Source organism: Streptomyces sp. SAS_272, from assembly GCF_052543235.1.
Map to the genome: position 1 here is coordinate 66,862 of NZ_JBMNDR010000019.1, position 23,965 is coordinate 90,826.

Annotated in this window: 24 protein-coding genes; 14 read left to right on the forward strand and 10 right to left on the reverse strand. The window is 72.0% G+C overall.

Annotated features, from left to right (window positions below; all coding sequences use genetic code 11):
* Positions 1-253: 253 nt before the first annotated feature.
* Positions 254-1,285 (reverse strand): heavy metal transporter, encoded by a 1,032-nt coding sequence (locus tag ACN6LD_RS14235; RefSeq protein ID WP_445043339.1) that lies wholly within the window; start codon positions 1,283-1,285, stop codon positions 254-256.
* Positions 1,286-1,380: 95 nt separating this feature from the next.
* Here ACN6LD_RS14235 and dapE point away from each other — a divergent pair, with 95 nt between their 5' ends.
* Both dapE and ACN6LD_RS14245 read left to right on the forward strand, forming a co-directional pair.
* Complete coding sequence (gene dapE / locus ACN6LD_RS14240) at positions 1,381-2,460, forward strand: succinyl-diaminopimelate desuccinylase (RefSeq protein WP_319188767.1); 1,080 nt, start codon at positions 1,381-1,383, stop codon at positions 2,458-2,460.
* Between the two features lie 110 nt (positions 2,461-2,570).
* Positions 2,571-3,329, forward strand: coding sequence for an LOG family protein (locus ACN6LD_RS14245; protein WP_319188766.1), 759 nt, complete (start codon positions 2,571-2,573; stop codon positions 3,327-3,329).
* Positions 3,330-3,390: 61 nt separating this feature from the next.
* On the opposite strand, the gene folP is transcribed toward ACN6LD_RS14245, so the two are convergent.
* On the reverse strand, positions 3,391-4,251 hold the full coding sequence (gene folP, locus ACN6LD_RS14250; protein ID WP_319188764.1) for a dihydropteroate synthase: 861 nt from the start codon (positions 4,249-4,251) through the stop codon (positions 3,391-3,393).
* 123 nt (positions 4,252-4,374) lie between these two features.
* Here folP and ACN6LD_RS14255 point away from each other — a divergent pair, with 123 nt between their 5' ends.
* Entirely contained in the window at positions 4,375-4,737 is a 363-nt protein-coding gene (locus ACN6LD_RS14255; protein WP_079041620.1) for a DivIVA domain-containing protein, read from the forward strand.
* Positions 4,734-5,318 (forward strand): DNA-3-methyladenine glycosylase I, encoded by a 585-nt coding sequence (locus ACN6LD_RS14260; RefSeq protein ID WP_445043340.1) that lies wholly within the window; start codon positions 4,734-4,736, stop codon positions 5,316-5,318. Before ACN6LD_RS14255 ends, ACN6LD_RS14260 begins: the two co-directional genes overlap by 4 nt.
* Before the next feature lie 25 nt (positions 5,319-5,343).
* Here the strand turns inward: ACN6LD_RS14260 and chcB are convergent, their stop codons facing one another.
* Entirely contained in the window at positions 5,344-6,135 is a 792-nt protein-coding gene (gene chcB, locus ACN6LD_RS14265) for a 2-cyclohexenylcarbonyl CoA isomerase (RefSeq protein WP_319188760.1), read from the reverse strand.
* A gap of 378 nt (positions 6,136-6,513) precedes the next feature.
* Here chcB and ACN6LD_RS14270 point away from each other — a divergent pair, with 378 nt between their 5' ends.
* Positions 6,514-6,681: a DUF3117 domain-containing protein gene (locus tag ACN6LD_RS14270; RefSeq protein ID WP_003966491.1), complete on the forward strand. Its 168-nt coding sequence runs from the start codon at positions 6,514-6,516 to the stop codon at positions 6,679-6,681.
* Positions 6,682-6,884: 203 nt separating this feature from the next.
* Here ACN6LD_RS14270 and ACN6LD_RS14275 read toward each other — a convergent pair whose 3' ends face one another.
* Complete coding sequence (locus ACN6LD_RS14275; RefSeq protein ID WP_445043341.1) at positions 6,885-7,703, reverse strand: O-methyltransferase; 819 nt, start codon at positions 7,701-7,703, stop codon at positions 6,885-6,887.
* A gap of 116 nt (positions 7,704-7,819) precedes the next feature.
* On the opposite strand from ACN6LD_RS14275, the gene sigE reads away from it, so the two are divergent.
* The 5 genes from sigE to ACN6LD_RS14300 all read left to right on the forward strand — a co-directional run bounded on the left by sigE (position 7,820) and on the right by ACN6LD_RS14300 (position 13,875).
* Entirely contained in the window at positions 7,820-8,530 is a 711-nt protein-coding gene (gene sigE, locus ACN6LD_RS14280) for an RNA polymerase sigma factor SigE (RefSeq protein ID WP_319188783.1), read from the forward strand.
* On the forward strand, positions 8,527-9,513 hold the full coding sequence (locus tag ACN6LD_RS14285) for an anti-sigma factor family protein (RefSeq protein WP_445043342.1): 987 nt from the start codon (positions 8,527-8,529) through the stop codon (positions 9,511-9,513). Before sigE ends, ACN6LD_RS14285 begins: the two co-directional genes overlap by 4 nt.
* A gap of 912 nt (positions 9,514-10,425) precedes the next feature.
* Positions 10,426-12,324 (forward strand): trypsin-like peptidase domain-containing protein, encoded by a 1,899-nt coding sequence (locus tag ACN6LD_RS14290; protein WP_445043348.1) that lies wholly within the window; start codon positions 10,426-10,428, stop codon positions 12,322-12,324.
* Positions 12,325-12,581: 257 nt separating this feature from the next.
* Positions 12,582-13,046 (forward strand): sec-independent translocase, encoded by a 465-nt coding sequence (locus ACN6LD_RS14295; RefSeq protein WP_319188756.1) that lies wholly within the window; start codon positions 12,582-12,584, stop codon positions 13,044-13,046.
* Between the two features lie 169 nt (positions 13,047-13,215).
* Positions 13,216-13,875 (forward strand): hypothetical protein, encoded by a 660-nt coding sequence (locus ACN6LD_RS14300; protein WP_319188754.1) that lies wholly within the window; start codon positions 13,216-13,218, stop codon positions 13,873-13,875.
* A 153-nt stretch (positions 13,876-14,028) separates the two neighbouring features.
* Here ACN6LD_RS14300 and ACN6LD_RS14305 read toward each other — a convergent pair whose 3' ends face one another.
* From ACN6LD_RS14305 to ACN6LD_RS14315, 3 genes are read right to left on the reverse strand one after another with little or no spacing between them, the layout of a single operon-like run.
* The gene (locus ACN6LD_RS14305; RefSeq protein ID WP_319188753.1) at positions 14,029-15,162 is read right to left on the reverse strand and encodes an Mrp/NBP35 family ATP-binding protein; all 1,134 of its coding nucleotides are present in this window, start codon (positions 15,160-15,162) and stop codon (positions 14,029-14,031) included.
* 43 nt (positions 15,163-15,205) lie between these two features.
* On the reverse strand, positions 15,206-15,805 hold the full coding sequence (locus ACN6LD_RS14310) for a DUF1003 domain-containing protein (protein ID WP_057584345.1): 600 nt from the start codon (positions 15,803-15,805) through the stop codon (positions 15,206-15,208).
* Positions 15,795-17,090, reverse strand: coding sequence for a magnesium transporter MgtE N-terminal domain-containing protein (locus tag ACN6LD_RS14315; protein WP_266724335.1), 1,296 nt, complete (start codon positions 17,088-17,090; stop codon positions 15,795-15,797). Before ACN6LD_RS14315 ends, ACN6LD_RS14310 begins: the two co-directional genes overlap by 11 nt.
* A 249-nt stretch (positions 17,091-17,339) precedes the next feature.
* Between ACN6LD_RS14315 and ACN6LD_RS14320 the strand changes: the two genes are divergently transcribed.
* Positions 17,340-18,089, forward strand: a complete 750-nt coding sequence (locus ACN6LD_RS14320) for a hypothetical protein (protein ID WP_319188750.1) — start codon at positions 17,340-17,342, stop codon at positions 18,087-18,089.
* 16 nt (positions 18,090-18,105) lie between these two features.
* Here the strand turns inward: ACN6LD_RS14320 and ACN6LD_RS14325 are convergent, their stop codons facing one another.
* Positions 18,106-18,666 (reverse strand): hypothetical protein, encoded by a 561-nt coding sequence (locus tag ACN6LD_RS14325; RefSeq protein ID WP_319188748.1) that lies wholly within the window; start codon positions 18,664-18,666, stop codon positions 18,106-18,108.
* Between the two features lie 23 nt (positions 18,667-18,689).
* The gene (locus tag ACN6LD_RS14330; protein WP_319188747.1) at positions 18,690-19,820 is read right to left on the reverse strand and encodes a magnesium and cobalt transport protein CorA; all 1,131 of its coding nucleotides are present in this window, start codon (positions 19,818-19,820) and stop codon (positions 18,690-18,692) included.
* Between the two features lie 490 nt (positions 19,821-20,310).
* Between ACN6LD_RS14330 and ACN6LD_RS14335 the strand changes: the two genes are divergently transcribed.
* Complete coding sequence (locus ACN6LD_RS14335; protein ID WP_266724343.1) at positions 20,311-20,895, forward strand: suppressor of fused domain protein; 585 nt, start codon at positions 20,311-20,313, stop codon at positions 20,893-20,895.
* 67 nt (positions 20,896-20,962) lie between these two features.
* Here ACN6LD_RS14335 and ACN6LD_RS14340 read toward each other — a convergent pair whose 3' ends face one another.
* Positions 20,963-22,186 carry an MFS transporter gene (locus ACN6LD_RS14340; protein ID WP_319188745.1) on the reverse strand — a complete coding sequence of 408 codons (1,224 nt, stop codon included), beginning with the start codon at positions 22,184-22,186 and terminating at the stop codon, positions 20,963-20,965.
* Between the two features lie 159 nt (positions 22,187-22,345).
* On the opposite strand from ACN6LD_RS14340, the gene ACN6LD_RS14345 reads away from it, so the two are divergent.
* Positions 22,346-22,987: a DUF6758 family protein gene (locus ACN6LD_RS14345; RefSeq protein ID WP_306949419.1), complete on the forward strand. Its 642-nt coding sequence runs from the start codon at positions 22,346-22,348 to the stop codon at positions 22,985-22,987.
* A gap of 112 nt (positions 22,988-23,099) precedes the next feature.
* The gene (locus ACN6LD_RS14350; protein ID WP_319188742.1) at positions 23,100-23,957 is read left to right on the forward strand and encodes a PHP domain-containing protein; all 858 of its coding nucleotides are present in this window, start codon (positions 23,100-23,102) and stop codon (positions 23,955-23,957) included.
* The last annotated feature ends 8 nt before the right edge of the window (positions 23,958-23,965 follow it).

Sequence of the window (23,965 nt, forward strand, 5' to 3'; positions counted from 1 at the left end):
GTCCGGGCCCGGACGCAGTGACTACCGCTCGAGAACCGCGAAGGTTGCGCACCGCCGATGCAAAGAGTTGGCAATGCGTCGCATTATCGGCTGCGTATAAAAACGGGCAAAAACCGCCCGGTGTGAAATTCCGGCAAAGCCCGGACCCCTTTGCCCGCAAGGGATTCGGTGTGTACGAGGGTGACGGCGCGAAAACCTGAGCACCCCGCCGAACGGGGGGTCCGCACATGACCCGGCCGGGTGACGTCCCGCACTACTGAGCGGTGACGATCCGCACGTCGCCGGAGCCACCGGCCGCCGCCGCCCCGACGCCCTCCGCGCTGGTCGAACCGGTGGTCCGCCACCGCCTGTCGGAGGTCCCCGAGACCCACTCCCGGCCCGCGTACGAGACGCGCTCGATGCGCAGCGCAGAGGCGTTGGCCACCGCCCAGTGCGCCAGCTGCCAGCCGCGCTCGTCGACGCTGCGGCCGCCGGCGGCGGTGTTCTCGGACACCGGCAGCATCACGGTCCGCTCCCCGCTCTCGACGGCCGGCACATCGGCGGACGGCGACGAAGAGGAGGACGAAGAGGAGGACGACGAGGCGCCCTTCCCGTCCGTCTGCAGTCGCGCGGCCCGCCCGAAGTCCCGTTGCAGCGCCGCCCGGACCGCCGCCGGTCCCGTGACGGTCGTGGTCGTCGCGCCCGCCGTCGTCGCCGTCGGGGCGAGCGAGCGGCCGTCGCAGGTCAGCGTCGCGTGCGAGGTGCCGGTGAGCGCGGCGGCCAGCAGCACGGCGTCCCCCTCGTGCTTGGCGTACGCCTCCGGATAGCCGCTGCGCTGCACCCGCTGGGCGGCGACGGTGAGCGGCAACTCGGTGTAGTCGCGCACCTTCTCCAGGTGCTTGTAGAAGACGGCCGCCGCGTAGGCGGGGTCGGTGACCTGCTTCTCGGTGCCCCAGCCCTGCGAGGGCCGCTGCTGGAACAGACCGAGCGAATCCCGGTCGCCGTGGGCGAGGTTGCGCAGCGCGGACTCCTGGATGGCGGTCGCGAGCGCGATGGCCACGGCCCGCTCGGGCAGGGCCCGGTCGGTGCCGACCGCGGCGATCGTGGCCGCGTTCACCGCCTGCTCCGGCGTGAACTCGTACGCCGCCGTCCCGTCGGCGGAAACGACTGTGCAGCCCGGATCGCCGGTGCCGCCGGCGACGTACTGCACCACGACATAACCCGCGACGGCGGACAGGACCACGCAGGCCGCCCCGAAACGGAGCAGGCGGCCGCGACGCTTGGAGGAGGGTGACTGCTTCGGCACGCGTCCAAGGTACTGGAGAGTAGTGAAAAGGAGGAGGTGGATGTGCAGAGGTGGGGAAGAGCAGCGCCGCCGACCGGCGCGTTAGGGTCGACGGCATGGCCGACACCCCGCTTGACCTCACTCTGGACGCCGCCGCACTGACCGCGAGGCTCGTCGACTTCCGTTCCGAGAGCGGCGCCGAGAAGCCGCTCGCGGACGCGATCGAGATCGCCCTGCGCGCGCTGCCCCACCTGACGGTGGACCGGCTCGGCAACAACATCGTCGCCCGCACGCACCTCGGCCGTGCGCAGCGCGTGGTCCTCGCCGGCCACATCGACACGGTGCCGATCGCCGGCAACGTTCCGTCGCGGCTGGACGAGGACGGGGTGCTCTGGGGCTGCGGGACCTGCGACATGAAGTCGGGGGTGGCGGTCCAGCTGCGCATCGCGGCGACGGTGCCGGACCCCAACCGCGACCTGACGTTCGTCTTCTACGACAACGAGGAGGTCGCCGCCGAGCTCAACGGCCTCAAGCACGTCGCCGAGGCCCGCCCGGAGTGGCTGGCCGGCGACTTCGCGGTGCTGCTCGAGCCCTCCGACGGCCAGGTCGAGGGCGGCTGCCAGGGCACCCTGCGGGTGCTGCTGAGGACACAGGGCGAGCGGGCCCACTCGGCGCGCGGCTGGATGGGCTCCAACGCGATCCACGCGGCCGCCCCGATCCTGGCCCGCCTGGCCGCCTACGAGGCGCGCAAGCCCGTCATCGACGGACTGGAGTACCGCGAGGGCCTCAACGCGGTCGCCGTCACGGGCGGTGTGGCCGGCAACGTCATCCCCGACGAGTGCGTCGTCACCGTCAACTTCCGCTACGCGCCGGACCGCAGCGAGGAGGAGGCGCTCGCCCACGTCCGCGAGGTCTTCGCCGACTGCGAGGTGGCGGAGTTCACGGTCGACGACCACAGCGCCGCCGCTCTGCCCGGCCTCTCCCATCCGGCCGCCGCGGCCTTCATCGAGGCGGTGGGCGGCACCCCGCTGCCCAAGTTCGGCTGGACGGACGTGAGCCGCTTCTCCTCCCTGGGCGTGCCCGCCGTCAACTACGGCCCCGGCAACCCGCACTTGGCGCACAAGCGGGACGAACGCGTGGAGACGGCCAAGATCCTTGCGGGCGAGGAGCGGCTGCGGGCCTGGCTGACGGCCTGAGGGAAGGTCCGGCGCGTCGGCGCTGCACGGCGGACACGCCGACGTCCCGCGTCCGTAACCCGGGTGGATCTAGGCTGAGGTGGAACCGACGCAAGCGGAGGGAGCTCACCATGGCTACAGGGAACCCCGAGGGCAAGAAGCAGCCACCGGACGAACAGCGCCTGGGACCGGTCCTCCGCAGGCGGGACCAGGTGCAGACGAGCACGACGGACCAGCGGCTGCTGGACGAGCGGGCTCCCTCGGACTGGGTGCACACCGACCCCTGGCGGGTCCTGCGCATCCAGTCGGAGTTCATCGAGGGCTTCGGCACCCTCGCCGAACTCCCCGCGGCGATCAGCGTGTTCGGATCCGCCCGGACGCCGGTGGGCTCGCCGGAGTACGAGGTCGGGGTACGGCTGGGCGGCGCCCTCGTCGACGCCGGGTGGGCCGTGATCACGGGCGGCGGTCCGGGAGCGATGGAGGCGGCCAACAAGGGCGCGAGCGAGGCGGGCGGCGTCTCCGTGGGCCTCGGCATCGAGCTGCCCTTCGAGCAGGGGCTCAACCCGTACGTCGACATCGGCCTGAACTTCCGTTACTTCTTCGTGCGGAAGATGATGTTCGTGAAGTACGCGCAGGGCTTCGTGGTCCTGCCCGGCGGCCTCGGCACGCTGGACGAGCTGTTCGAGGCCCTCACCCTCGTCCAGACCCAGAAGGTCACCCGCTTCCCGATCGTCCTGTTCGGCACGGAGTACTGGGGCGGTCTGATCGACTGGCTGACGAACACCCTGATCGCGCAGGGCAAGGCCGCCGAGAAGGACCTCCTCCTCTTCCACGTCACGGACGACGTCGAGGAGGCGGTGGCCCTGGTGTCGAAGGAAGCGGGCCGCTGACGTCCAGCCCGTCCGGGGGCCCGGCTCCCGGACGGGGGAGGGACGGTGGGGGCGAGGAGGACTACGCGAGCCCCCGCCGCGCCACCGCCGGCGCCCGATGCCCCGCGATGGCGGCGACCATGTCCAGCACCTGCCGTGTCTCCGCCACCTCGTGCACCCGGTACACCTGTGCCCCCAGCCACGCCGACACGGCCGTCGTCGCCAGGGTGCCCACCACCCGCTCCTTCACCGGCCGGTCCAGCGTCTCCCCGACGAAGTCCTTGTTGGACAGCGAGACCAGCACCGGCCAGCCCGTCTCCACCATCTCGCCGAGCCGGCGGGTCGCCTCCAGGCTGTGCCGGGTGTTCTTCCCGAAGTCGTGCCCGGGATCGATCATGATCGACTCCCGCGGCACCCCCAGCCCCGCGGCCCGCTCCGCCAGCCCCAGAGTCACCCGCAGGATGTCGGCCATCACGTCGTCGTAGGTCACCCGGTGCGGACGCGTCCGCGGCTCCGCACCGCCCGCGTGCGTGCAGACCAGCCCTGCCCCATGGCGCGCCGCCACCTCCGCCAGCCCCGGATCCACGCCGCCCCACGCGTCGTTCAGGACGTCGGCGCCCGCCTCGCAGACCGCCTCGCCGACCTCGGCCCGCCAGGTGTCCACGCTGATCACCACGTCCGGGAAGCGCCGCCGCACCTCGGCCACGAAGCCGACGGTCCGCCGGACCTCCTCCCGGGCCGTCACCTCTTCACCCGGGCCGGCCTTCACCCCGCCGACGTCGATGATGGCCGCCCCCTCCGACACCGCCTGCTCCACGCGCGCGAGGGCCGGCTCGTCGAGGAAGGTCGCGCCCTGGTCGTAGAAGGAGTCCGGGGTCCGGTTCACGATCGCCATGATCACCGGCTCGTGCGCGCCGAATTCACGCCTGCCCAGCCTGAGCATCCCCTGTGACCTCTCCTCGAACGTCCTGCACAACCACCGCCTGCGACCCTAGCCGCCGGACCCGCATGGCACGATCGGACCCGCACACATCACTCCGAGCACACCGAGCGTGGGGGCCCACCGATGGTTATGTTCTTGTTCCTGGTCATCGCGCTCGCCGTGGTGGTCGCCGCGGTGACCCTCGCCGTGCTGGGCGGCGGCGAGGGCACCGGCCCGCTGCCGGAGGTCGCCGCCGAGCGGCTGCACGACCCGCTGCCCCCCGACCGCCCGCTCGACCGGTCCGACGTCGACCGCCTGCGCTTCCCCCTCGCCGCCCGCGGGTACCGCATGACGGACGTGGACGACGCCCTCAACCGCCTCGCCGCCGAGCTCGCCGAACGGGACGCCCGTATCGCCGACCTCGAGTCCGCGCTGGCCGGCGCGCAGGCTCGCCCGGCCGCCTCCCACGTCTCGATGGAGAAGCAGGCCCCGGAGGACCAGAGGTGAGCGACGGCGGCGCCCGCGCGGGCGCGGACGGGGCGCTGCGCTGCCCCTGGGCCCTGTCCACGCCTGACTACGTGACGTACCACGACGAGGAGTGGGGCCGCCCGGTCCACGGCGACGACGCGCTGTTCGAGCGCCTCAGCCTGGAGGCCTTCCAGTCCGGCCTGTCCTGGATCACGATCCTGCGCCGCCGCCCGGGCTTCCGCACCGCCTTCGCCGATTTCAAGATCACCTCGGTCGCCGTCTTCACCGACGAGGACCGCGCCCGTCTCCTCGCCGACCCCGGCATCATCCGCAACCGCGCGAAGATCGACGCCACGGTCGCCAACGCGCGCGTGCTCGCCGACTGGGCGCCCGGCGACCTGGACGAGCTGATCTGGTCCCACGCCCCGGACCGGGCAGGCCGCCCGGTCCCGAGGACCCTCGCGGACGTCCCCGCGGTCACCGACGAGTCGACGGCCCTGTCGAAGGCCCTCAAGAAGCGCGGCCTGCGGTTCGTCGGACCCACGACGGCCTACGCCCTGATGCAGGCGTGCGGCCTGGTGGACGACCACCTCGAGAGCTGTGTGAGCAGGATCGGCTGAGGCCCGCGGGGCCGCCTCCCGGGGCTCACCGGCCCAGGTACTTCGGCGTTCCCTTCTCGACGAACGCCCGCACCGCGATCGTGTGGTCCTCGGACGCCCCCGCCCGGGTCTGCAGCTCGTCCTCCTTGTCCAGCGTCTCGGCCAGCGAGTGCGAGAACCCGAAGGCCATCGCCTCCTTGATCGCCGCGTACGCCACCGTCGGTCCCTCCGCCAGCATCCGCGCCAGCTGCTCGGCCGCGGTGCGCAGCGAGGCCGCCGGGACGATCCGGTTGGCGATGCCCAGCTCGTACGCCTCCTCAGCCGTGATGCTGCGCGGGAAGAGCAGCAGGTCGGCGGCCCGGCCCGGACCGATGACCCGGGGCAGGGTCCACGACACGCCGGAGTCGGCGGTCAGCGCCACCCCGGCGAACGAGGTGTTGAAGGAAGCGGTGTCGGCCACGATGCGGTAGTCCGCGGCCAGCGCGAATCCGAGACCCGCGCCCGCGGCGACCCCGTTCACGGCGGCGACCACCGGCTTCGGGGCCTCCGTCAGGGCCCGCACGATCGGGTTGTAGTGCTCCTTGACCGTGCTCATCACCTCGCCCGAGCCCGCGGCCAGCAGCCCGATGTGCTCCTTGAGGTCCTGCCCCACGCAGAAGGCCCGCTCTCCGGCGGCGGTCAGCAGGACGGCCCGTACGGCGTCGTCGGCCGCAGCGGACCGGACCGCGTCCCGGAGCGCGACCTTCGCCTCGATGTTCAGCGCGTTCATCGCCTCGGGGCGGTTCAGCGTGATCGTCGCGAGCCCGTCGCTCACCTCGTAGAGCACGGTGTCGGCCATGGAGTTTCCCCTCCGCGTCGCGGCTTCGACGCATTACTCGTCAGTACGTCCGGTGTACAGGGACAGCATGGCGGAGATCACCGTCCGGGGACCGGACGCGACGTGTGACCTGCGTCAAAGAATTCGGGACGATTTCCGGCGCGCGGAAGTCCGTGCGGTGGCGCAGTATCGCAGTCACATCGCCGAATTGAGTGGTTTTGCTCGCGCGCGTTGCCCAAGCGATGCCGACCGATGTTGGTCATCGGGTCCTGAGATGCGGGATAATGGCTGGGAAGCAATGTGTTCGATGCCGGTGTCGCGTGTCCCACGCTGGATCGCGGCTGCCCTCCACGGGCCGTCGGCTTTGGCGATGAGCTGGTTTCAGGAAGGGGAACGAGCATGGCGGCCATGAAGCCGCGAACGGGTGATGGCCCGCTCGAGGTGACCAAGGAGGGGCGGGGCATCGTCATGCGCGTTCCGCTCGAAGGCGGCGGGCGGCTCGTCGTCGAGCTGACCCCTGACGAGGCCGACGCGCTCGGCGACGCCCTGAAGAAGGTCGTCGGCTGACGCGCAAGCGACCCTGTTCTCTTCGACTGCTCCGGCGTCCTTCTGGGCGCCGGAGCAGTCGTCTTCGCAGGCCTCCCGCGATTCCCGGGGGACGTCCGGGAGAGGGCCCGGGACCCTGACGGCCCAACGGCCGCCCGAGGCCCGACGGCCACCGCCGGACCTCCGTCAGCGGAGCGGACGCGGCGCCCGGGCCGTCGACGCCGTCAGCGCTTGACCGCGCACAGCAGCCCGTCGCCGACCGGCAGCAGCGAGGGCACGAGCTCCTGGCTCTCCCGCACCGCCCGCAGCAGCTCCCGGATGCGTATGACCTCCGTGGGCTGCGGTCCCGAATCGACCGTGCGCCCGTTGGCGAAGACGCCCTCGAAGGCCACCAGGCCGCCCGGGCGCAGCAGGCGCAACGATTCAGCGAGATACTCCTGCAGCTCCAGACGGTCGCCGTCGCAGAAGACGAGGTCGTAGCCGGCGTCCGCGAGGCGGGGCAGCACGTCGAGCGCGCGGCCCGGGATGAAGCGGGCCCGGTTGCTGGCGAAGCCGCAGGCGCGGAAGGCCGTCCGGGCGAACTGCTGGTGCTCCGGCTCGGGGTCGACGGTCGTCAGGACGCCGTCCGGGCGCATCCCGTACAGCAGGTGGATCCCGGAGACGCCGGTACCGGTGCCGATCTCGGCGACCGCCTTCGCGTCCACGGCGGCGGCGAGCATCCGCAGCGCGGCGCCCGTGCTGGGCGACACCGAGCGCAGCCCTGCCTCGCGGGCCCGGTCGCGGGCCCAGCGCAGCGCTTCGTCCTCGGCGGCATAGGCGTCGGCGAACGCCCAGCTTGCCTGCCGGTTGCCGGTAATGACCCTCTCCTGTCCCCGTGGTTGCCTCGGCGTGACTGTATCCGTTGCCGCCGGGAACCCGCAGATGGGACCGGACGTTTGAAGGGGTGGGAACGACGACCGGGGGGACACAGTTGGATCACGATGGTGGACCGGGCGCCGACCAGGCGCTGATGCAGCCGGGCGAGCCCGGTCAGCGCACATCAATCTCTCGTAAAACCGCTTATCCGGAGCTAACGGGCGAGGTGGCTATGGTAGGGGCTCCACTGGACACCACCAGAGCCGACAGGGGAGGTGCGGCCGTACCTGTGGATCGGGGAGGAGTGCTGCGGCGCTTTCTCGGGTCGGCGGGCAGGCCGAAATCCGTGAACGACACCGCTGCTGACCACAGCCACGCCGGCGCCGCCGCCGGACAAGCCCAGACCGCGACCTTCACCACCGACGCGGACGGGCAGGCGTGGACTCCGCCCACGTGGGAGGAGATCGTCAGCATGCACAGCGGCCGGGTCTACCGGCTCGCCTACCGGCTGACCGGCAACCAGCACGACGCCGAGGATCTCACCCAGGAAGTCTTCGTCCGCGTCTTCCGCTCCTTGTCGACGTACACGCCGGGCACCTTCGAGGGCTGGCTGCACCGCATCACGACCAACCTCTTCCTCGACATGGTCCGCCGCAAGCAGCGCATCCGTTTCGACGCGCTGGGCGACGACGCGGCCGAGCGGCTGCCCAGCAAAGAGCCCACGCCTCAGCAGCTCTTCAACGACGCCCACTTCGACGCGGACGTCCAGCAGGCCCTCGACACCCTCGCGCCGGAGTTCCGCGCCGCCGTCGTCCTCTGCGACATCGAGGGCCTCTCCTACGAGGAGATCGCCGCGACCCTGGGCGTCAAGCTGGGCACCGTCCGCTCGCGCATCCACCGCGGCCGGTCACAGCTGCGCAAGGCCCTCGCGCACCGCGCGCCCGAGGCGCGCGCCGGACGCCGTCCCCTCAGGGCGCGTGTGCCCGCTCTGGGAGGAGGGGGCGCGACCGCGTGAGTGGATCCCGACACAACGCCGCCGAGAGGCTCCTCGCGGAGCAGCATCTCGGAGACCGGCTCTCGGCCCTGGTGGACGGCGAGCTCGGTCATGACACCCGTGAGCGCGTGCTGGCGCACGTGGCGACCTGTCCCAAGTGCAAGTCGGAGGTCGACGCGCAGCGCCGGCTGAAGAACGTCTTCGCGGAAGTCGCACCGCCCGCCCCCTCCGAAAGCTTTCTGGCCCGTCTCCAGGGCCTCCCCGGGGGAGGCGATCCAGGCCCCGGCGGCACACCGCCCGGCGGCGGCTTCGCCGACGGAGTCTTCGGAGTGAGAGGCACGCGGCGGGACGAGCCGTTCGAGTTCGGCTATGTGCCCGCCCGCGACCACGGCACCGTGCTCTCCCCCGTATCGGACCGGGGCTTCCGCACCCATCCGCTGGGCCGTGGCGGCGAACGCCATGACTCCGAGCGCTCCCGCAGCATGCGGTTCGCGTTCGTCGCCGCCGGCGCGGTGTCGCTGGCCGCGATCGCGCTCGGCGGCATGACCACCGTCGCCCCGGTCGACACGACCGCGGACGGCCGGGCGGGAGCGGGCGCCGGGAGCAATGTGACACCGGCCCGCACCCCGGGCACGGGCTCCTCGGCGACATCGGAGAGCCAGCGTCGTCGCGCCGCGGGCCCCCTGCTCTCCCAGGGCGGTCAGCTCGGCGACACCCCGGCCGCCCCGACCGAGGTCTCCGCTCCGCTGCTGCCCGGCCTGCCCGGCCTGCCCGCACCGGCCGGCGGCCGGAGCGACCAGGTCCTGCACCGGCTCACCACGCCCATGGTGGCCGGCGCCGCGGCGATGTCGCCGCTGATACGTCCGCTCGGCACGACCCAGCCGATCTCGCTGACCGACTGGACCGCCTCACCTCAGGTCACCGGCATCGGTCTGCTCGCCGCACCCGCCCCCGACACCACCTCCGCTCCCTCCTCCTCTCCCTTCCTGCGCAACGCTCGCTGAACAGGGCCCGCGCCACTCCGCCGCGAACCTGGTTGAATCCAGGGACGACCGCGTCCGGCCAGGCAGCCGGACGCGAAAGCGGAGTGCGCGGGTGGGGAGAGCATGGACGAGGGGAAGCCCACGAAGGCGAAGTGGTGGAGCCGGCCTCGACCACAGGAACCCACGGAAGACCGGCACACCGCGGACGAGGCCGACGGCACGCCGGCGCCTCCGCAGCCCACCCCGGACGGCGACTTCGAACTGGCCCGTCCCGCCGGCCCGGCTGACCCCGCGGCGGCACCCGCTCCCGACGAAGCCGGTCCGACGCATGTGACCCGGCACGCGGGCCCGACGCCCGGCACGGCACACGCCGCCGACACCGAACCGGCCGAGGCCGGCTTCGCCGACGCCTCCGGCTTGGCCGACGCCGCGTCCGACGTGACCGGTGGTGCGGCCGCGGCCGACGATGCGTCCGGCACGGCCGATGCCGTGTCCGACGGGTCTGGTCCGTCAGGTACGGCCGATACCGCGTCCGACGTGTCCGGCATGGCCGATGCCGCGTCCGACGTGTCCGGTGGTGCGGCCGACGAGGCGTCCGGCACGGCCGATGCCGTGTCCGACGGGTCTGGTCCGTCAGGTACGGCCGATACCGCGTCCGACGGGTCTGGTCCGTCAGGTACGGCCGATACCGCGTCCGACGTGTCCGGCTTGGCCGATGCCGGGTCCGACGTGTCCGGTGGTGCGGCCGACGATGCGTCCGATGCGTCCGGCACGGCCGATGCCGCGTCCGAGGTGTCCGGCTTGGCCGATGGCGCGTCCGAGGTGTCCGGTGGTGCGGCCGACGATGCGTTCGATGCGTCCGGCACGGCCGATGCCGTGTCCGACGGGTCCGGTGCGTCAGGTACGGCCGACGCCGCGTCCGAGGTGTACGCCATGGTCGACGACGCGTCCGGTGTGGCCGACGCCGTCTATGGTGACGCCGGTCCGATCGATGCGGTCTTCGGCGGGGCGAGCTCGCAGGCGTCGTCCGCCGACCCCGGCGCGGCCCGCGTCGACGTCGTTCCCACCGTCGCCCCCGCCCCCGCCGTCGCCCCCGCGGACGTTGCCCCTGCCGCGCCGGAGCCGGCCGCCGCCGAGCGTCCCAGGCCGCTGCACGACCCCGACCCGTACAGCACCCCGCCGTACGGTGAACCGGGTCCCTGGGCGCCCGCACCCCCCGTCCAGCACCCGGCCGTCTCCGCCGCCCCCGGCACCGCGGCGGCTCCTTTCGTCCCGCAGCAGGCGGCTTCGCTTCCGGCTGTCCCCGGGCCGTGTCCGGCGCCCGCTGATGCGGCACCGGACACCGCCACCGCTCCCGGCTCCGCCGCCACCGCTCCCGGCGGCGCCACGGTCGTCGCCTCCGGGGCCGGGGCCGGGGCTGTGCCTGCCCGTGACGCCGTGCACGGGCAGGATTCGGCTGCGGCGCCCGCGCCGGATTCCGCTCACGGCACGGTGCCCGCCGCCCTCGCCGACTCCGGGCGCCTCCTCGCCTCCTCGACCGGATCATCCGGATCGGTCCCGTCCGCCCCGTCCGCCCCGTCTGCCCCGTCCGCAGGCGACGCGGGCTTCGATCCCTGGCAGCGCTACGACCCGTGGGCTGCCGCGCCCCGGCGGGAGACGCATGGGCCCGCCGGGTCGTGGCAGCACAGCGGGGCCGATGCGCCGACCGCCGGGGAGCGACGGCGATGGGTGCGCAGACAGCTGGTGGCCGGCGCTCTGGCCGTCGCGCTGGTGTCCGGCGTGCTGGGCGGAGCCGTGGGCGTGTATCTCGAGCGCAATGGCGGGCTCGACCCGGTCCGGCTGCCGCAGGCGTCCGCCGAGCCCGCAGGGCGGGCCGCGGACAGCGTGGCCGGGATCGCCGCCCGGGCCCTGCCCAGCGTCGTCACCCTGCACGTCAGCGGCAGCGACGAAGGCGGCACTGGCACCGGGTTCGTGCTCGACTCGCTCGGCTACATCCTCACCAACAACCACGTGGTCGAGCCGGCCGGGGGCGACGGCGGGATAACCGTCGTCTTCAACGGCGGCCAGACCGCGAAGGCCGAGGTCGTCGGCCGGGACAGCGGCTACGACCTCGCCGTGGTGCGGGTGACCGGTGTGAAGGGGCTGAAGCCCCTGTACCTCGGCAACTCCGACAACGTGCGGGTCGGCGACCCGGTCGTCGCGATCGGAGCCCCCTTCGACCTGGAGGGCACCGTCACCTCCGGCATCATCAGCGCCAAGGAACGGCCCATCACGGCCGGCGGCGACGGCGCGGACGCCGACGACGTCTCGTACGTCGACGCCCTGCAGACCGACGCGCCGATCAACCCCGGCAACTCGGGCGGGCCGCTCCTCGACGCGCAGGGCCACGTCATCGGCATCAACTCCGCGATCCGCTCCGCCGACGACGGCGTGGGCGCCGGCAACGCGCGGTCCGGTTCGATCGGCCTCGGCTTCGCCATCCCCATCAACCAGGGCAAGCGGGTCGCCGAGGAGCTGATCAACAACGGCAGGGCGACCCACCCGGTCATCGGCGTATCCCTCGACCTGCAGTACGCCGGCGACGGCGCCCGGATCAGCGCGAAGGCCGGTGACGGCGGACCCCCGGTCACCGCGGGCGGCCCCGGCGCCCGGGCCGGCCTGCGGGCCGGGGACGTCGTCACCCAGGTCGACGGACAGCGCGTCCACTCCGGTGAGGAGCTGATCGCCAGAACCCGCGCCCACCGCCCCGGCGAGCGACTGCGGCTGACGATCCTGCGCGACGGCACCGAGCGCAGTCTCTCGCTGGTCCTCGGCTCGTCCGGGGGCGGCTGACGCGCCGCGCCGCGGGCCCCGCGTGCGGCCCGCTCGCCCGGCGTCTGACAGAAACGTCACAGGTCGGACCGCGAAAGTCGGTCCGACATGGCAAACATCGCGGAAAACCAGCCGCGTACACGCACTCGGAGGGTCCGGGACAGTACCGGTGCGACAGGTGCGACAGGTACCGTGGACCCGGCCCGGACCACGGAAGACCCGAACTGACCACTGAGGGCCCGAGGACCGAGGACCGCGGACATCGCAAGGAGCTTCAGGTGTTCAATGACATAGGACCGCTCGAGCTGGTGACGATCATCGTCCTGGCCGTGCTCGTCTTCGGTCCGGACAAGCTCCCGAAGGTGATCCAGGACGTGATGCGCACCGTCCGGAAGATCCGCGAGTTCTCCGAGAGCGCCAAGGCGGACATCCGCAGCGAGCTGGGACCGGAGTTCAAGGACTTCGAGTTCGAGGACCTCAACCCCAAGACGTTCATCCGCAAGCAGCTGGACAACGACGAGCTGGGGCTCAAGGAGCTCCGCAACGGCTTCGACCTGAAGAAGGAGATGGCCGAGGTCACGGACGCGGTCCACAGCCGCGACACGGACGCCGCAGGCTCCGGTTCGTCCTCGTCCTCCTCGCCGTCCCCGTCCTCGTCCGGCGGCGGTCGCATCGACATGACCAAGAAGCCCGAGGAGCCGGGCGGGGACGACCGTCCGCCCTTCGACGCGGACGCCACCTGAGCCACCCGCGCCCCCCGGTGTGAGGGGGCGCACGCCGCACGCGCCGGGTGGATTCCCGGCAGCCGGGAGCAGGGTGGCTATGCTGCCTGGTTGTTGTGCGGAGCGGACGAGTACGCCCGAAGGGGGGCGGGCCGGTCGTTCCGTCGAGAACGAGGAGGCGTCCGGGCAGATGGAGACGACGAGTCGGGCAGTCGCGCAGACGCCGGCCGCGGAGGACGGACCACAGGTCCCCTCCGTCCGGCGTACGGTCGACGGCTATCTGGAGGCACCCTTTCCCTGGTACGGCCTCGACGAGGCCTTCACGGGGCCGCGCTGGCTGATGCAGGTGGGCACGGCGGCCGACGGGGCCGTCGAGCACGGTTCCGTCGGACACGGCGACGAGCCCTCCGTGCGGCACGAGACGGCGGGCGAGGACCGCGGGAAGTTCGCGGTCGTCGTGACCGTCGCCGCGAACCCGGTCCGGCGCAGCCCGGACGGCACCGGTCTGCTCGAGGCCACCTCCGTGTCCTCGGCGGCCTGGCTGGCGGGCGTGGGCCTGCTGTCCTTCACCTGGCCCGGCCAGATGGACCACAGCCTGCGCGACGACTGGCTGGATCAGCAGACCGAGACGGCGTGGGTCCTCGCCGACGACCTGTCGGGGCCGGACTGGTCGACGCTGTCCCTGCCGGTCGACGGCGTGCCGACCCCGTTCCACTACCGCGAGTCCGAGTTCGGCTGGGTGCTGGCCGGTTCCACCGAGGGCGGGGTGCATCTGGGGGCGTACGGACGCGGTATGAGCGCGTACGGCCTCGGCTTCTCCGCCGTCAAGGACATCGCCGAGTACGCCTAGACACGACGAGACGGGCGACGCTGGACACGACGAGGCCGGCTACGCCCGGACACGACGAAAGGGTGCCCCCCGAGCGAGGAGGGCACCCTCATGGTCGCGACGCCCCTGAGCGCACGGCTCACGGGCGGGTGAACGCCGCTGGGCGCAACCGTCCTAGAACTTGTTCCTCGGGGTGATCCCCAGCGACAGTCCCGAAAGGCCGCGCTGCCGGCCGCCGAGCTTGCCCGCGATGGCCCGCAGCGCGGAACCCGCCGGGGACTCGGGATCGGTCAGAACGACCGGCCTGCCCTCGTCGCCGCCCTCGCGCAGCCGCACGTCGATCGGGATGGAGCCGAGCACCGGGACGTTCGCGCCGGTCGTGCGGGTGAGACCCTCGGCCACCGACTGTCCGCCGCCCGTGCCGAAGACGTCGACCATCTCCCCGCAGTGCGGGCAGGGCAGGCCGGACATGTTCTCCACCACGCCGACGATCTTCTGGTGGGTCTGGACGGCGATGGAGCCCGCCCGCTCGGCGACCTCGGCCGCCGCCTGCTGCGGGGTCGTCACGACCAGGATCTCGGCGTTCGGGACCAGCTGGGCCACCGAGATCGCGATGTCGCCGGTGCCCGGCGGAAGGTCGAGCAGCAGCACGTCCAGGTCGCCCCAGTAGACGTCCGCCAGGAACTGCTGGAGCGCGCGGTGCAGCATCGGGCCGCGCCAGACGACCGGGGCGTTGCCCGGGGTGAACATGCCGATGGAGATGACCTTCACGCCGTTCGCGGACGGCGGCATGATCATGTTCTCGACCTGGGTGGGACGGCCCTCCGCGCCCAGCATGCGCGGCACGCTGTGGCCGTAGATGTCGGCGTCGACCACGCCCACCTTCAGTCCGTCGGCCGCCATCGCCGCCGCCAGGTTGACCGTCACCGACGACTTGCCGACGCCGCCCTTGCCCGACGCCACCGCGTACACGCGGGTCAGCGAGCCCGGCTTGGCGAACGGGACCTCGCGCTCGGTCTGGCCGCCGCGCAGGGCGTTCGCCAGCTCCTTGCGCTGCTCGTCGCTCATCACGTCCAGGACGACGTCGACGCGGGTCACGCCCTCCACGGCGGAGACCGCGTCCGTGACGCGTTGCGTGATCGTCTCGCGCATCGGGCAGCCGGAGACCGTCAGGTACACGGCGACCGCGACCGCCCCGTCCGCACCGATCTCCACCGACTTCACCATCCCGAGCTCGGTGATGGGCCGGTTGATCTCGGGGTCGTTCACCGTCGCCAGTGCCTCGCGCACCGCGTCTTCGCTAGCCATAAGCACGATGGTACGGCGCGCCGAGGCGGCCCCGGTAAGCCCGTCACCGGTCGTCTACGTCACGTCCCCGCGACCGTTCTGCCGGGAATACGGCGTGTTCATGACGCCCGTCCCGCCGATCCTCCAGTTCCTTGACCATGTCCTGGAGCTCGGAGCGGATCCAGTCACGGGTGGCGACCTCGCCGAGACCGATCCGCAGAGCGGCGATCTCCCGGGTCAGGTACTCGGTGTCGGCGATGGACCGTTCGTTCTGCTTGCGGTCCTGTTCCAGGTTGACCCGGTCGCGGTCGTCCTGCCGGTTCTGCGCGAGCAGGATCAGCGGGGCCGCGTAGGAGGCCTGGAGCGAGAGCATCAGGGTCAGGAAGATGAACGGGTAGTTGTCGAAGCGCAGGTCGCGCGGGGCGAAGATGTTCCACAGGACCCAGACGATGATGACGATCGTCATCCAGACGATGAACCGTCCGGTGCCCAGGAACCGCGCGATGCGTTCCGACAGCCGTCCGAAGGCCTCCGGGTCCCACTCCGGCAGGATCCGGTGCCGGGGCGGCCGCGGCTGGTCCAGCCGGGCCCGGTGCCGGCTGGACGCCGTGGCGCCGGCCGGGGTGCGCTCGGCGCGCCCGCCGCTCTCGCGCTCAGGAGTCATGCGAGCCCACCTCCTCGGTCGCGGCCTCGTCGAGGTGGAACTCCGTCTCCCGCCAGTCCTCGGGCAGCATGTGGTCCAGGACGTCGTCCACGGTCACCGCGCCCAGCAGCGAACCCGCCTCGTCGACGACCGGGGCGGCGACCATGTCGTACGTCGCGAAGAACCCGGCGACGACCGGCAGCGCCGCGTCCGGCGCCAGGGCCTGCAGATCGTCGTCGAGGATCGAGCTGACCAGGGTGTAGGGAGGGTCGCGCAGCAGCCGCTGGAAGTGGACCGTGCCGAGGTACTTGCCGGTCGGCGTCTCGTCGGGCGGGCGGCAGACGTAGACCTGCGCGGCGAGCGCGGGGGAGAGGTCGCGGTTGCGCACGCGCGCGAGCGCGTCGGCGACGGTGGCGTCCGGCCGCAGGACGATCGGCTCGGTGGTCATCAGCCCGCCCGCGGTGTGCTCCTCGTAGGCCATCAGGCGTCGCATGTCGGCCGCGTCCGCCGGCTCCATCAGACTCAGCAGCCGTTCCTGGTCCTGCTCCGGGAGCTCGGACAGCAGGTCGGCCGCGTCGTCGGGGTCCATGGCCTCCAGGACGTCCGCGGCGCGCTCCTCCTTCAGCTTGCCGAGGATCTCGATCTGGTCGTCCTCCGGAAGCTCCTCGAGGACGTCGGCCAGGCGGTCGTCGTCGAGAGCCGCGGCCACCTCGGCGCGCCGCTTGGGCGACAGGTGGTGCAGGACGTTGGCGAGGTCGGCGGGGCGCAGCTGCTCGAAGGTGGCCAGCAGGCTCTCCGCGCCCTGCCCGTGCTCCTCCAGCGAGAACCCGGTGACCGCCGACCACTCCACGGTCAGCGTCTCCCCCTTGGCCCGCCGGAAGGCGCTCGCCTTCTTGCCCTTGCGGACGAAGACCCGGTCGATCTCCCAGTCCCGGCGGGCCGGCAGCTGCTGCACCGACACGTCGAGGACGCTGACCTCCTCGCCGGTCTCGACGAGCGTGACACGCCGGTCGAGCAACTCGCCGAAGGCCAGCCGCTCGGTCGGCCGCTGCTCGAAGCGCCGGACGTTGAGCACGCCGGTGGTGATGACCTGCCCGGACTCGATGCCGGTGACCCGGGTCATCGGAAGGAAGATGCGCCTCCGCGTGGACAGTTCGACGACCAGCCCGAGCACCCGGGGCGGCCGCCGGCCCACGCGCAGCACCACGACGAGGTCGCGTACCCGGCCCACCTGGTCGCCGTTCGGATCGAAGACGGGGATGCCGGAGAGGTGCGAGACGAAGATCCGCGGGGCGCCCGCTGCCATCACCGCACCTCCTTCTCTGCAGACTTCTCCAGGGACCGCTTCGCGGGCTTCTCCACGGAGCGACCGTTCGCTTGGTCACGGGTGACGCACTTCTCCCGAATGCCCGCTCGTGCGGGCTTAAGGCTAGCCCGTCCCGATCGGATACGCCCTGGTGGGCGGTCCGGACGGACTGGCTCCGCCGGTGCTCCGCGACCCCGGTACGCTGCCGTACGCCGCTCGGCACACCCCCGGAGAAAGGCGACTCTCCCTGTGACTGCGATTCCCCAGAACCGTACGCGCCGGGTCCCGCTGGTGAGCGTGCTGTGCGCGCTGGCCGTGGGTCTGGGACTGACGGGATGCAGTGAGGATCCGGACGCGGGCACGAACGGGGTGGGCAGACTCCCCGCCCAGGAGATCCAGGCGAAGACGAAGACGGCCGCGGGCTCGGTCGACGCGGTGCGCCTGTCGGGGAACGTGGTCACCAGCGGGCGTACGTACAAGCTCGACATGCGCCTGAAAGCGGACGGCGCCACCGGATCGGTCACCGCCGAGGGGGCCACCTTCCATCTGCTGCGGGTCGGCGAGAAGCTGTTCCTGAAGGCCGACGCGGCGTTCTGGAAGCACGAGGACGCCAAGTCCGACGACGGCAAGGACACCGCGGCCGGGGACAAGCTCGACGGCAAGTATGTGAAGGTGCCGACGGGCGACCCGTCGTACAAGAAGTTCAGCGGCTTCACGGACAAGGATCTCCTGCTCGACGGTCTGCTGACGCTGCACGGCACGCTGGACACCGACGGCCACCACGAGCAGTCCGGCGTCCGCACGGTCCGCATCACCGGCGACGGCGGCTCCGGCGGCACGCTGGACGTGTCGCTGGAGGGCAAGCCGTACCCACTGCGCCTGGAACGCGCCGGCGGGGCGGGCACGCTGAGCTTCTCGGCCTGGGGCAAGGACTTCGCCCTCGATGAGCCGGCGAAGGGCGAGACGGTGGACTACGGCAAGCAGCTCCCGACGTCGTAGCCACGCCGCCGGGCGCCTACTTCCGTCTGCGCTTCCTCAGCAGCAGCTTCGGGAGTGCGGCCGGCGCCGCCTCGCGTGTCGTGGCCGGGGTGGGCACGGGCGCCGCAGCGAGGTCCCCGTCGGGCAGCGGCGACGTGTCGCCGGTCGGCTCCAGCCGGAGCACCCGGCACTCCCGGGCCCAACGCTGCGTCATGGCTTCGCCGTCGGGCGCGTTCAGCCGCTTCCCCCTGAGCTCGGCGACGGCCGCCTCCCACGCCTCGGAGCCGGGCGCGAGAGCGACGATCCGCGCCGTCCAGGAGACCAGCCGACCGCCCTTGTCCTTGCTGCGGACGATGACCTCGGCCGAGCCGCCCTCGGCGAGCCCCGGCAGCGGCTGCTCGCCCGGCCCGTCGCCGACCAGGCAGGCCGCGCCCTCGTGCCACACGTGCCACAGCGCACGCGCCGCGGTCTCGCCGGCGCCCCGGACCCAGACGAGGCCGGACTTCTTGGTGGCCTCCTCGACGAGTGCCCGCTCGACGAGGGCCCGGTCCCCGTGGGCCCCGTCCCCGTGGGCCCGGCCGATCAGCTCGCTTGTCATGGCGCCAGCCTAGCCGGGCGTCCTCACAGCCAGCCGTTGCGCTTCAGAGTGCGGTGGATGCCCACACACAGGGCGACCATGGCCGACATGACCACGGGGTAGCCGTACTTCCAGTGCAGTTCCGGCATGTAGTCGAAGTTCATGCCGTACACCCCGCAGACCATCGTCGGCACGGCGATGATGGCGGCCCAGGAGGTGATCTTGCGCATGTCCTCGTTCTGCGCGACGGACGCCTGCGCGAGGTTGGCCTGGAGGATCGAGTTGAGCAGTTCGTCGAACCCGATGACCTGTTCCTGGACGCGGGCCAGGTGGTCGGCGACGTCGCGGAAGTACTTCTGGATGTCGGGGTCGACCAGCCGCATCGGCCGCTCGCTCAGGAGCTGCATGGGCCGCAGCAGCGGCGACACCGCTCGCTTGAACTCCAGCACCTCACGCTTGAGTTGGTAGATCCGGCCGGCGTCCGTGCCGCGCGGGGCGCCCTTGCGGCCGGGCGAGAACACCTCCGTCTCGACCTCGTCGATGTCGTCCTGCACGGCGTCCGCGACCGCGATGTAGCCGTCGACCACGTGGTCGGCGATGGCGTGCAGCACCGCCGAGGGGCCCTTGGCGAGCAGCTCGGGGTCGTCCTGGAGGCGGTGGCGCAGTGCGCGCAGCGAGCCCTGGCCGCCGTGCCGGACGGTGATGAAGAAGTCCTTGCCGGTGAAGCACATGACCTCACCGGTCTCGACGACCTCGCTGTTGGCCGTCAGCCGGTCGTGCTCGATGTAGTGGATGGTCTTGAAGACGGTGAAGAGGGAGTCGTCGTAGCGCTCCAGCTTGGGCCGCTGGTGGGCCTGCACCGCGTCCTCCACGGCCAGCGGGTGCAGCCCGAACTCCGCGGCGATGCCTGCGAATTCGGCCTCGGTCGGCTCGTGCAGCCCGATCCACACGAAGCCTCCGTCGCGCCGCACCTGACGCATGGCCTCCTGCGGGGTCGGCGCCTGGGCGAACGTGACGCGGGCGCCGTCGCGGTAGACGGCGCAGTCGACGACCGCCGACGGCGTGCCGGGGTCGCGGGTGGTGTCGTAGGCGCCGCTGTCCGTACGCCCGCCCCCCTTGCGCAGGGAGGGGCGGGCGGGGCGGACGACGGCACGGAGGTCGCGGATCATCGACATGGCAGGCTCCTTCGCGACGAGCAAAGAAAGACCGCCACGACGGGTGGAACTGCCCGGAATGGGGACGTCCTGACTTGGCGTCTCCCCGGCCGTCGAGGCGGGGGAAAAGGTTTGGCACGTCCACAAAGCGGGGAGCACCGCTCCGTCGCGGTGGCGAGCTTCGCTACTGATTCAGATCAGACAGATCAGGCAAAACGAAACGAAGTGCTCTTCCGCATGGAGATGAGCGCGAGAGTCGGCGACCAGCCGGAGGCGAAGAGGCCAGAGCAGTTGCGTCAGTGGTTGGAAGAGCGAGTGGTACTGCACGGGTGACTTCGATCCATGACAGCCCCACCTCCTCCAGCCGGTCCCTCGTAAGGGAGTCTCGTCTGCGTCGGGGCAAGATCGCGACGCTTCAGCGTGCTGCCCCGAACCACCGGGCCAGAGTAGCAGTCGACCGAAGTGTCAAGGTGCTGCTTTGCCGCGCACTGACGAGTTCTATGCTCGCCGCATGGCTGATGTTCTTCCTCTGGTCGACGCCCGTCTGCGCACGGCGCTGGGCGAGCCGGACGCCCGCGCGGCGGTCACCTTCCTCGGCGCCGACCGCGTCGAGGTGCTGCGTTTCCGTGAGGGCGACATCGTCCGCTACGCCACGCTCGGCATGTCCGCGCAGCCGATGAGCGACCCCACGGCGATGCTCGCGGACCCGGTGAAGGGCCCACGGGCCGAACTGCTGCTGTCCGTCCGACCGGGTGACGCCGACACGGACAAGGTGCTCCGGCCGCTCGCCGTGCTCGCCGCGTCCCCGCAGGTCGAGGGTGTGGTCGTGGCTCCGGGCGCGTCGCTCGACGTGGGCGGGCCGCTGTGGCCGGGCGCTCCGTTCACCTCGGTCCTGGTCGCCGAGCCGGGCGGTCTGGTGGAGGACCTCGACCTCGACGAGCCCCTCGACCCGGTCCGCTTCCTGCCGCTGCTGCCCATGACCCCGAACGAGGCCGCCTGGAAGCGCGTGCACGGCGCCCAGGCCCTCCAGGAACGCTGGCTGACGAACGGGACGGACCTGCGGGATCCGTCCCGCAGGTCCGTCCCGCTCGACTGACGCTTCGTGAGGAAGGTCACCAACGCGGCGTCGTCGGCAGTCGGTTGGCGATGCCGGCGCCCGTGTCTCAGCCGGCGAAGACCGCGACCCCGTCCTGCGTCGCGTGCCGCGGCTCGAGTTCACGCGCCTCGGCCGTGAGCGCCCTGCGCCGGACGACGACCACGAGCGCGCCGAGCACCGCCGTCACCGCCGCCACCACGAACGGCATGTGGATGTCGGTCCACTCCTCGATCTTCGGCGCGAAGTAGGGCGCCGCGGCGGCCGCGAACCACCGCACGAAGTTGTACCCGGCGCTCGCCACCGGGCGCGGGGCGTCCGACACGCCGAGCGCCAACTCCGTGTAGACGGTGTTGTTCACGCCGATGAACGCACCCGACAGGATCGTGCAGACGACCGCCGTGGTGTGGTCGCCGTAGCCGAGCACGAGCACGTCGGCGGCGAGCAGCAGCAGCGAGCCGCCGAGCACCTTCAGCGAGCCGAACCGCTTCTGCAGTCGCGGGGCGACGAGCACCGAGAAGACCGCGAGCAGCACACCCCAGGCGAAGAACACCGCTCCCGACTTGTAGGGGGTCATGTTCAGCACGAAGGGGGTGAAGGCCAGCACGGTGAAGAACGTGTAGTTGTAGAAGAAGGCCGAGGCGGCGGCGGAGGCGAGACCGCCGTGGCCGAGCGCCTTGAGCGGGTCCAGCAGCGAGGTCCTGCGGGCCGGCTTCGGCTGCTCCTTCAGGAACACCGTGATGCACAGGAAGCCGATGGCCATCAGGAACGCCGTGCCGAAGAACGGGTAACGCCAGCTGGCGTCGCCGAGCAGCGCGCCGAGCAGTGGTCCGCAGGCCATGCCGAGGCCGAGCGCGGACTCGTACAGCAGGATGGCGGCCGCGCTGCCGCCGGCCGCCGCGCCGACGATCACGGCGAGCGCGGTGGAGACGAAGAGGGCGTTGCCCAGTCCCCAGCCGGCGCGGTAGCCGACCAGCTGCGCGACCGAGTCCGAGGTGCCCGCGAGGCCCGCGAAGACGACGACCAGGGCGAGGCCGGACAGCAGCGTCCGTCGGCCGCCGATGCGGCTGGAGACGAAGCCGGTGACCAGCATCGCGATCGCGGTGATCAGGAAGTACGAGGTGAAGAGCAGGGAGACCTGCCCGGCCGTGGCGTCCAGCCCCTGGGCGATGGACGGCAGGATGGGGTCGACCAGGCCGATGCCCATGAAGGCGACGACGGACGCGCCGGCGGTCGCCCACACCGCCTTCGGCTGCCGCAGGATGCTTCCGGCTCCCGCGTCGAATGGGTCCATGGTGCGTCTCACCCTTCCAAGATGGTTGGTATATGCACATAGTAAGTTAGCCCAGCTAATTAATGCAAGTTACATCTACATCGTCGGAGGGCAACCGGTTCGGTCCGGACGGGTGATCGTCCTTGACGTGGACGTGCTCGGGTAGGACCGTGGGGCTCTATGAGGGGCGAACCCAGTTGCCCGAAGTGTGGTGGCCGGGTCAGGGCTCCCGGACTCTTCGCCGATTCCTGGCAGTGCGATGTGCACGGGACGGTCCATCCGCTGCAGCCTGTGATCCCGCCCAGCGTCGAGGCGCTCAGCGTCGTCGTGCACCGCACCCAGGTGCCGGTGTGGATGCCGTGGCCGCTGCCGGTCGGCTGGCTCTTCACGGGCGTCACCTACGCGGGCGACGACCGCAGCGGCGGCCGCGCCACCGCGGTGGCCTGCTCCGGCCCCGCGCCGCTCGGCGGCATGGGCGAGCTGATCCTGGTCGCCGAGGAGCTCGGCGTCGGCCTCGGCGCGCGCTACGCCGGCGTCGACGGGCCGGACCCCGGGCCGTACATGAGCGTCGAGAAACCTCCGCAGGCCAAGCTCCTGGCCGCAGGCCGTCCCACGCCGCTGTGGCATGTCTCGGCCACTCCCGACGATCGCGCGGTCTTCGCCGGCGAGGCGCGGGGGCTGTGGCTGTGGGCGGTGGTGTGGCCCGAGCAGTCCGGACTGCTCATGTACGACGAGCTGGTGCTGACAGATCTGCGGGACGCGGGGGCGGAGGTGGAGCTGGTGCCCTGCGGGGCGCTGTCGCCGCGCCTCCTCGAGCCGTAGCGGCCCCCACGTGTAGGGGGCGCCTGGGCGTTTCGGGTGTGACAGAGCCGGTCCGATCTCCGGCTATGCTGGAGCGTCCCCATCCGCCCGTCCCCCGACTGGAGTCCGCGTCGTGCGCATCGATCTGCACTGCCACTCCACGGCCTCGGACGGCACGGACACCCCCGCCGAGCTGGTGCGCAACGCCGCCGCCGCGGGACTGGACGTCGTCGCGCTGACCGACCACGACACCACCCGCGGGCACGCCGAGGCCGTCGCCGCGCTGCCCGAGGGGCTCACCCTCGTCACCGGCGCGGAGCTGTCCTGTCGTGTCGACGGGGTCAGCATGCACATGCTGGCCTATCTCTTCGACCCCGAGGAGCCCGCTCTGCTCGCCGAGCGCGAGCTGGTACGGGACGACCGGGTGCCCCGCGCGCGCGGGATGATCGCCCGGCTGAACGACCTGGGCGTGCCCGTCACCTGGGAGCAGGTGGCGCGGATCGCGGGGGAGGGTTCCGTCGGGCGTCCGCATGTCGCCACCGCCCTGGTCGAGCTCGGCGTCGTCCCGACCGTGGACGACGCCTTCACCGGGGACTGGCTGGCCGACGGCGGCCGGGCCCACGTCGGGAAGCACGAGAGCGACCCCTTCGAGGCGATCCGGCTGGTCAAAGGGGCCGGCGGGGTCACCGTCTTCGCGCACCCGGGCGCGAGCAAGCGGGGGCACACGGTGCCGGAGACCGTGATCGCCGAACTGGCGGCCGCCGGTCTCGACGGCATCGAGGTCGACCACATGGACCACGACGCGGACACCCGCGCCCGGCTGCGCGGGCTGGCCCGCGACCTCGGGCTGCTGGTCACCGGCTCCTCGGACTACCACGGCAGCCGCAAGACGTGCGTGCTCGGCGAGTACACCACCGACCCCGAGGTGTACGGGGAGATCACCCGACGGGCGACGGGCGCGTTCCCGGTGCCGGGCACCGGCGGAGCCTGACCGGGCCT

What these genes read in the sequence shown, in the direction of transcription:
- dapE (WP_319188767.1), top strand. Translation starts at nt 1,381, where the DNA reads ATGGCCGACACCCCGCTTGACCTCACTCTGGACGCCGCCGCACTGACC.
- ACN6LD_RS14245 (WP_319188766.1), top strand. Translation starts at nt 2,571, where the DNA reads ATGGCTACAGGGAACCCCGAGGGCAAGAAGCAGCCACCGGACGAACAG.
- folP (WP_319188764.1), bottom strand. Translation starts at nt 4,251, where the DNA reads ATGCTCAGGCTGGGCAGGCGTGAATTCGGCGCGCACGAGCCGGTGATC.
- ACN6LD_RS14255 (WP_079041620.1), top strand. Translation starts at nt 4,375, where the DNA reads ATGGTTATGTTCTTGTTCCTGGTCATCGCGCTCGCCGTGGTGGTCGCC.
- chcB (WP_319188760.1), bottom strand. Translation starts at nt 6,135, where the DNA reads ATGGCCGACACCGTGCTCTACGAGGTGAGCGACGGGCTCGCGACGATC.
- ACN6LD_RS14270 (WP_003966491.1), top strand. Translation starts at nt 6,514, where the DNA reads ATGGCGGCCATGAAGCCGCGAACGGGTGATGGCCCGCTCGAGGTGACC.
- ACN6LD_RS14290 (WP_445043348.1), top strand. Translation starts at nt 10,426, where the DNA reads ATGGTCGACGACGCGTCCGGTGTGGCCGACGCCGTCTATGGTGACGCC.
- ACN6LD_RS14300 (WP_319188754.1), top strand. Translation starts at nt 13,216, where the DNA reads ATGGAGACGACGAGTCGGGCAGTCGCGCAGACGCCGGCCGCGGAGGAC.
- ACN6LD_RS14305 (WP_319188753.1), bottom strand. Translation starts at nt 15,162, where the DNA reads ATGGCTAGCGAAGACGCGGTGCGCGAGGCACTGGCGACGGTGAACGAC.
- ACN6LD_RS14310 (WP_057584345.1), bottom strand. Translation starts at nt 15,805, where the DNA reads ATGACTCCTGAGCGCGAGAGCGGCGGGCGCGCCGAGCGCACCCCGGCC.
- ACN6LD_RS14315 (WP_266724335.1), bottom strand. Translation starts at nt 17,090, where the DNA reads ATGGCAGCGGGCGCCCCGCGGATCTTCGTCTCGCACCTCTCCGGCATC.
- ACN6LD_RS14325 (WP_319188748.1), bottom strand. Translation starts at nt 18,666, where the DNA reads ATGACAAGCGAGCTGATCGGCCGGGCCCACGGGGACGGGGCCCACGGG.
- ACN6LD_RS14330 (WP_319188747.1), bottom strand. Translation starts at nt 19,820, where the DNA reads ATGTCGATGATCCGCGACCTCCGTGCCGTCGTCCGCCCCGCCCGCCCC.
- ACN6LD_RS14335 (WP_266724343.1), top strand. Translation starts at nt 20,311, where the DNA reads ATGGCTGATGTTCTTCCTCTGGTCGACGCCCGTCTGCGCACGGCGCTG.
- ACN6LD_RS14340 (WP_319188745.1), bottom strand. Translation starts at nt 22,186, where the DNA reads ATGGACCCATTCGACGCGGGAGCCGGAAGCATCCTGCGGCAGCCGAAG.
- ACN6LD_RS14345 (WP_306949419.1), top strand. Translation starts at nt 22,346, where the DNA reads ATGAGGGGCGAACCCAGTTGCCCGAAGTGTGGTGGCCGGGTCAGGGCT.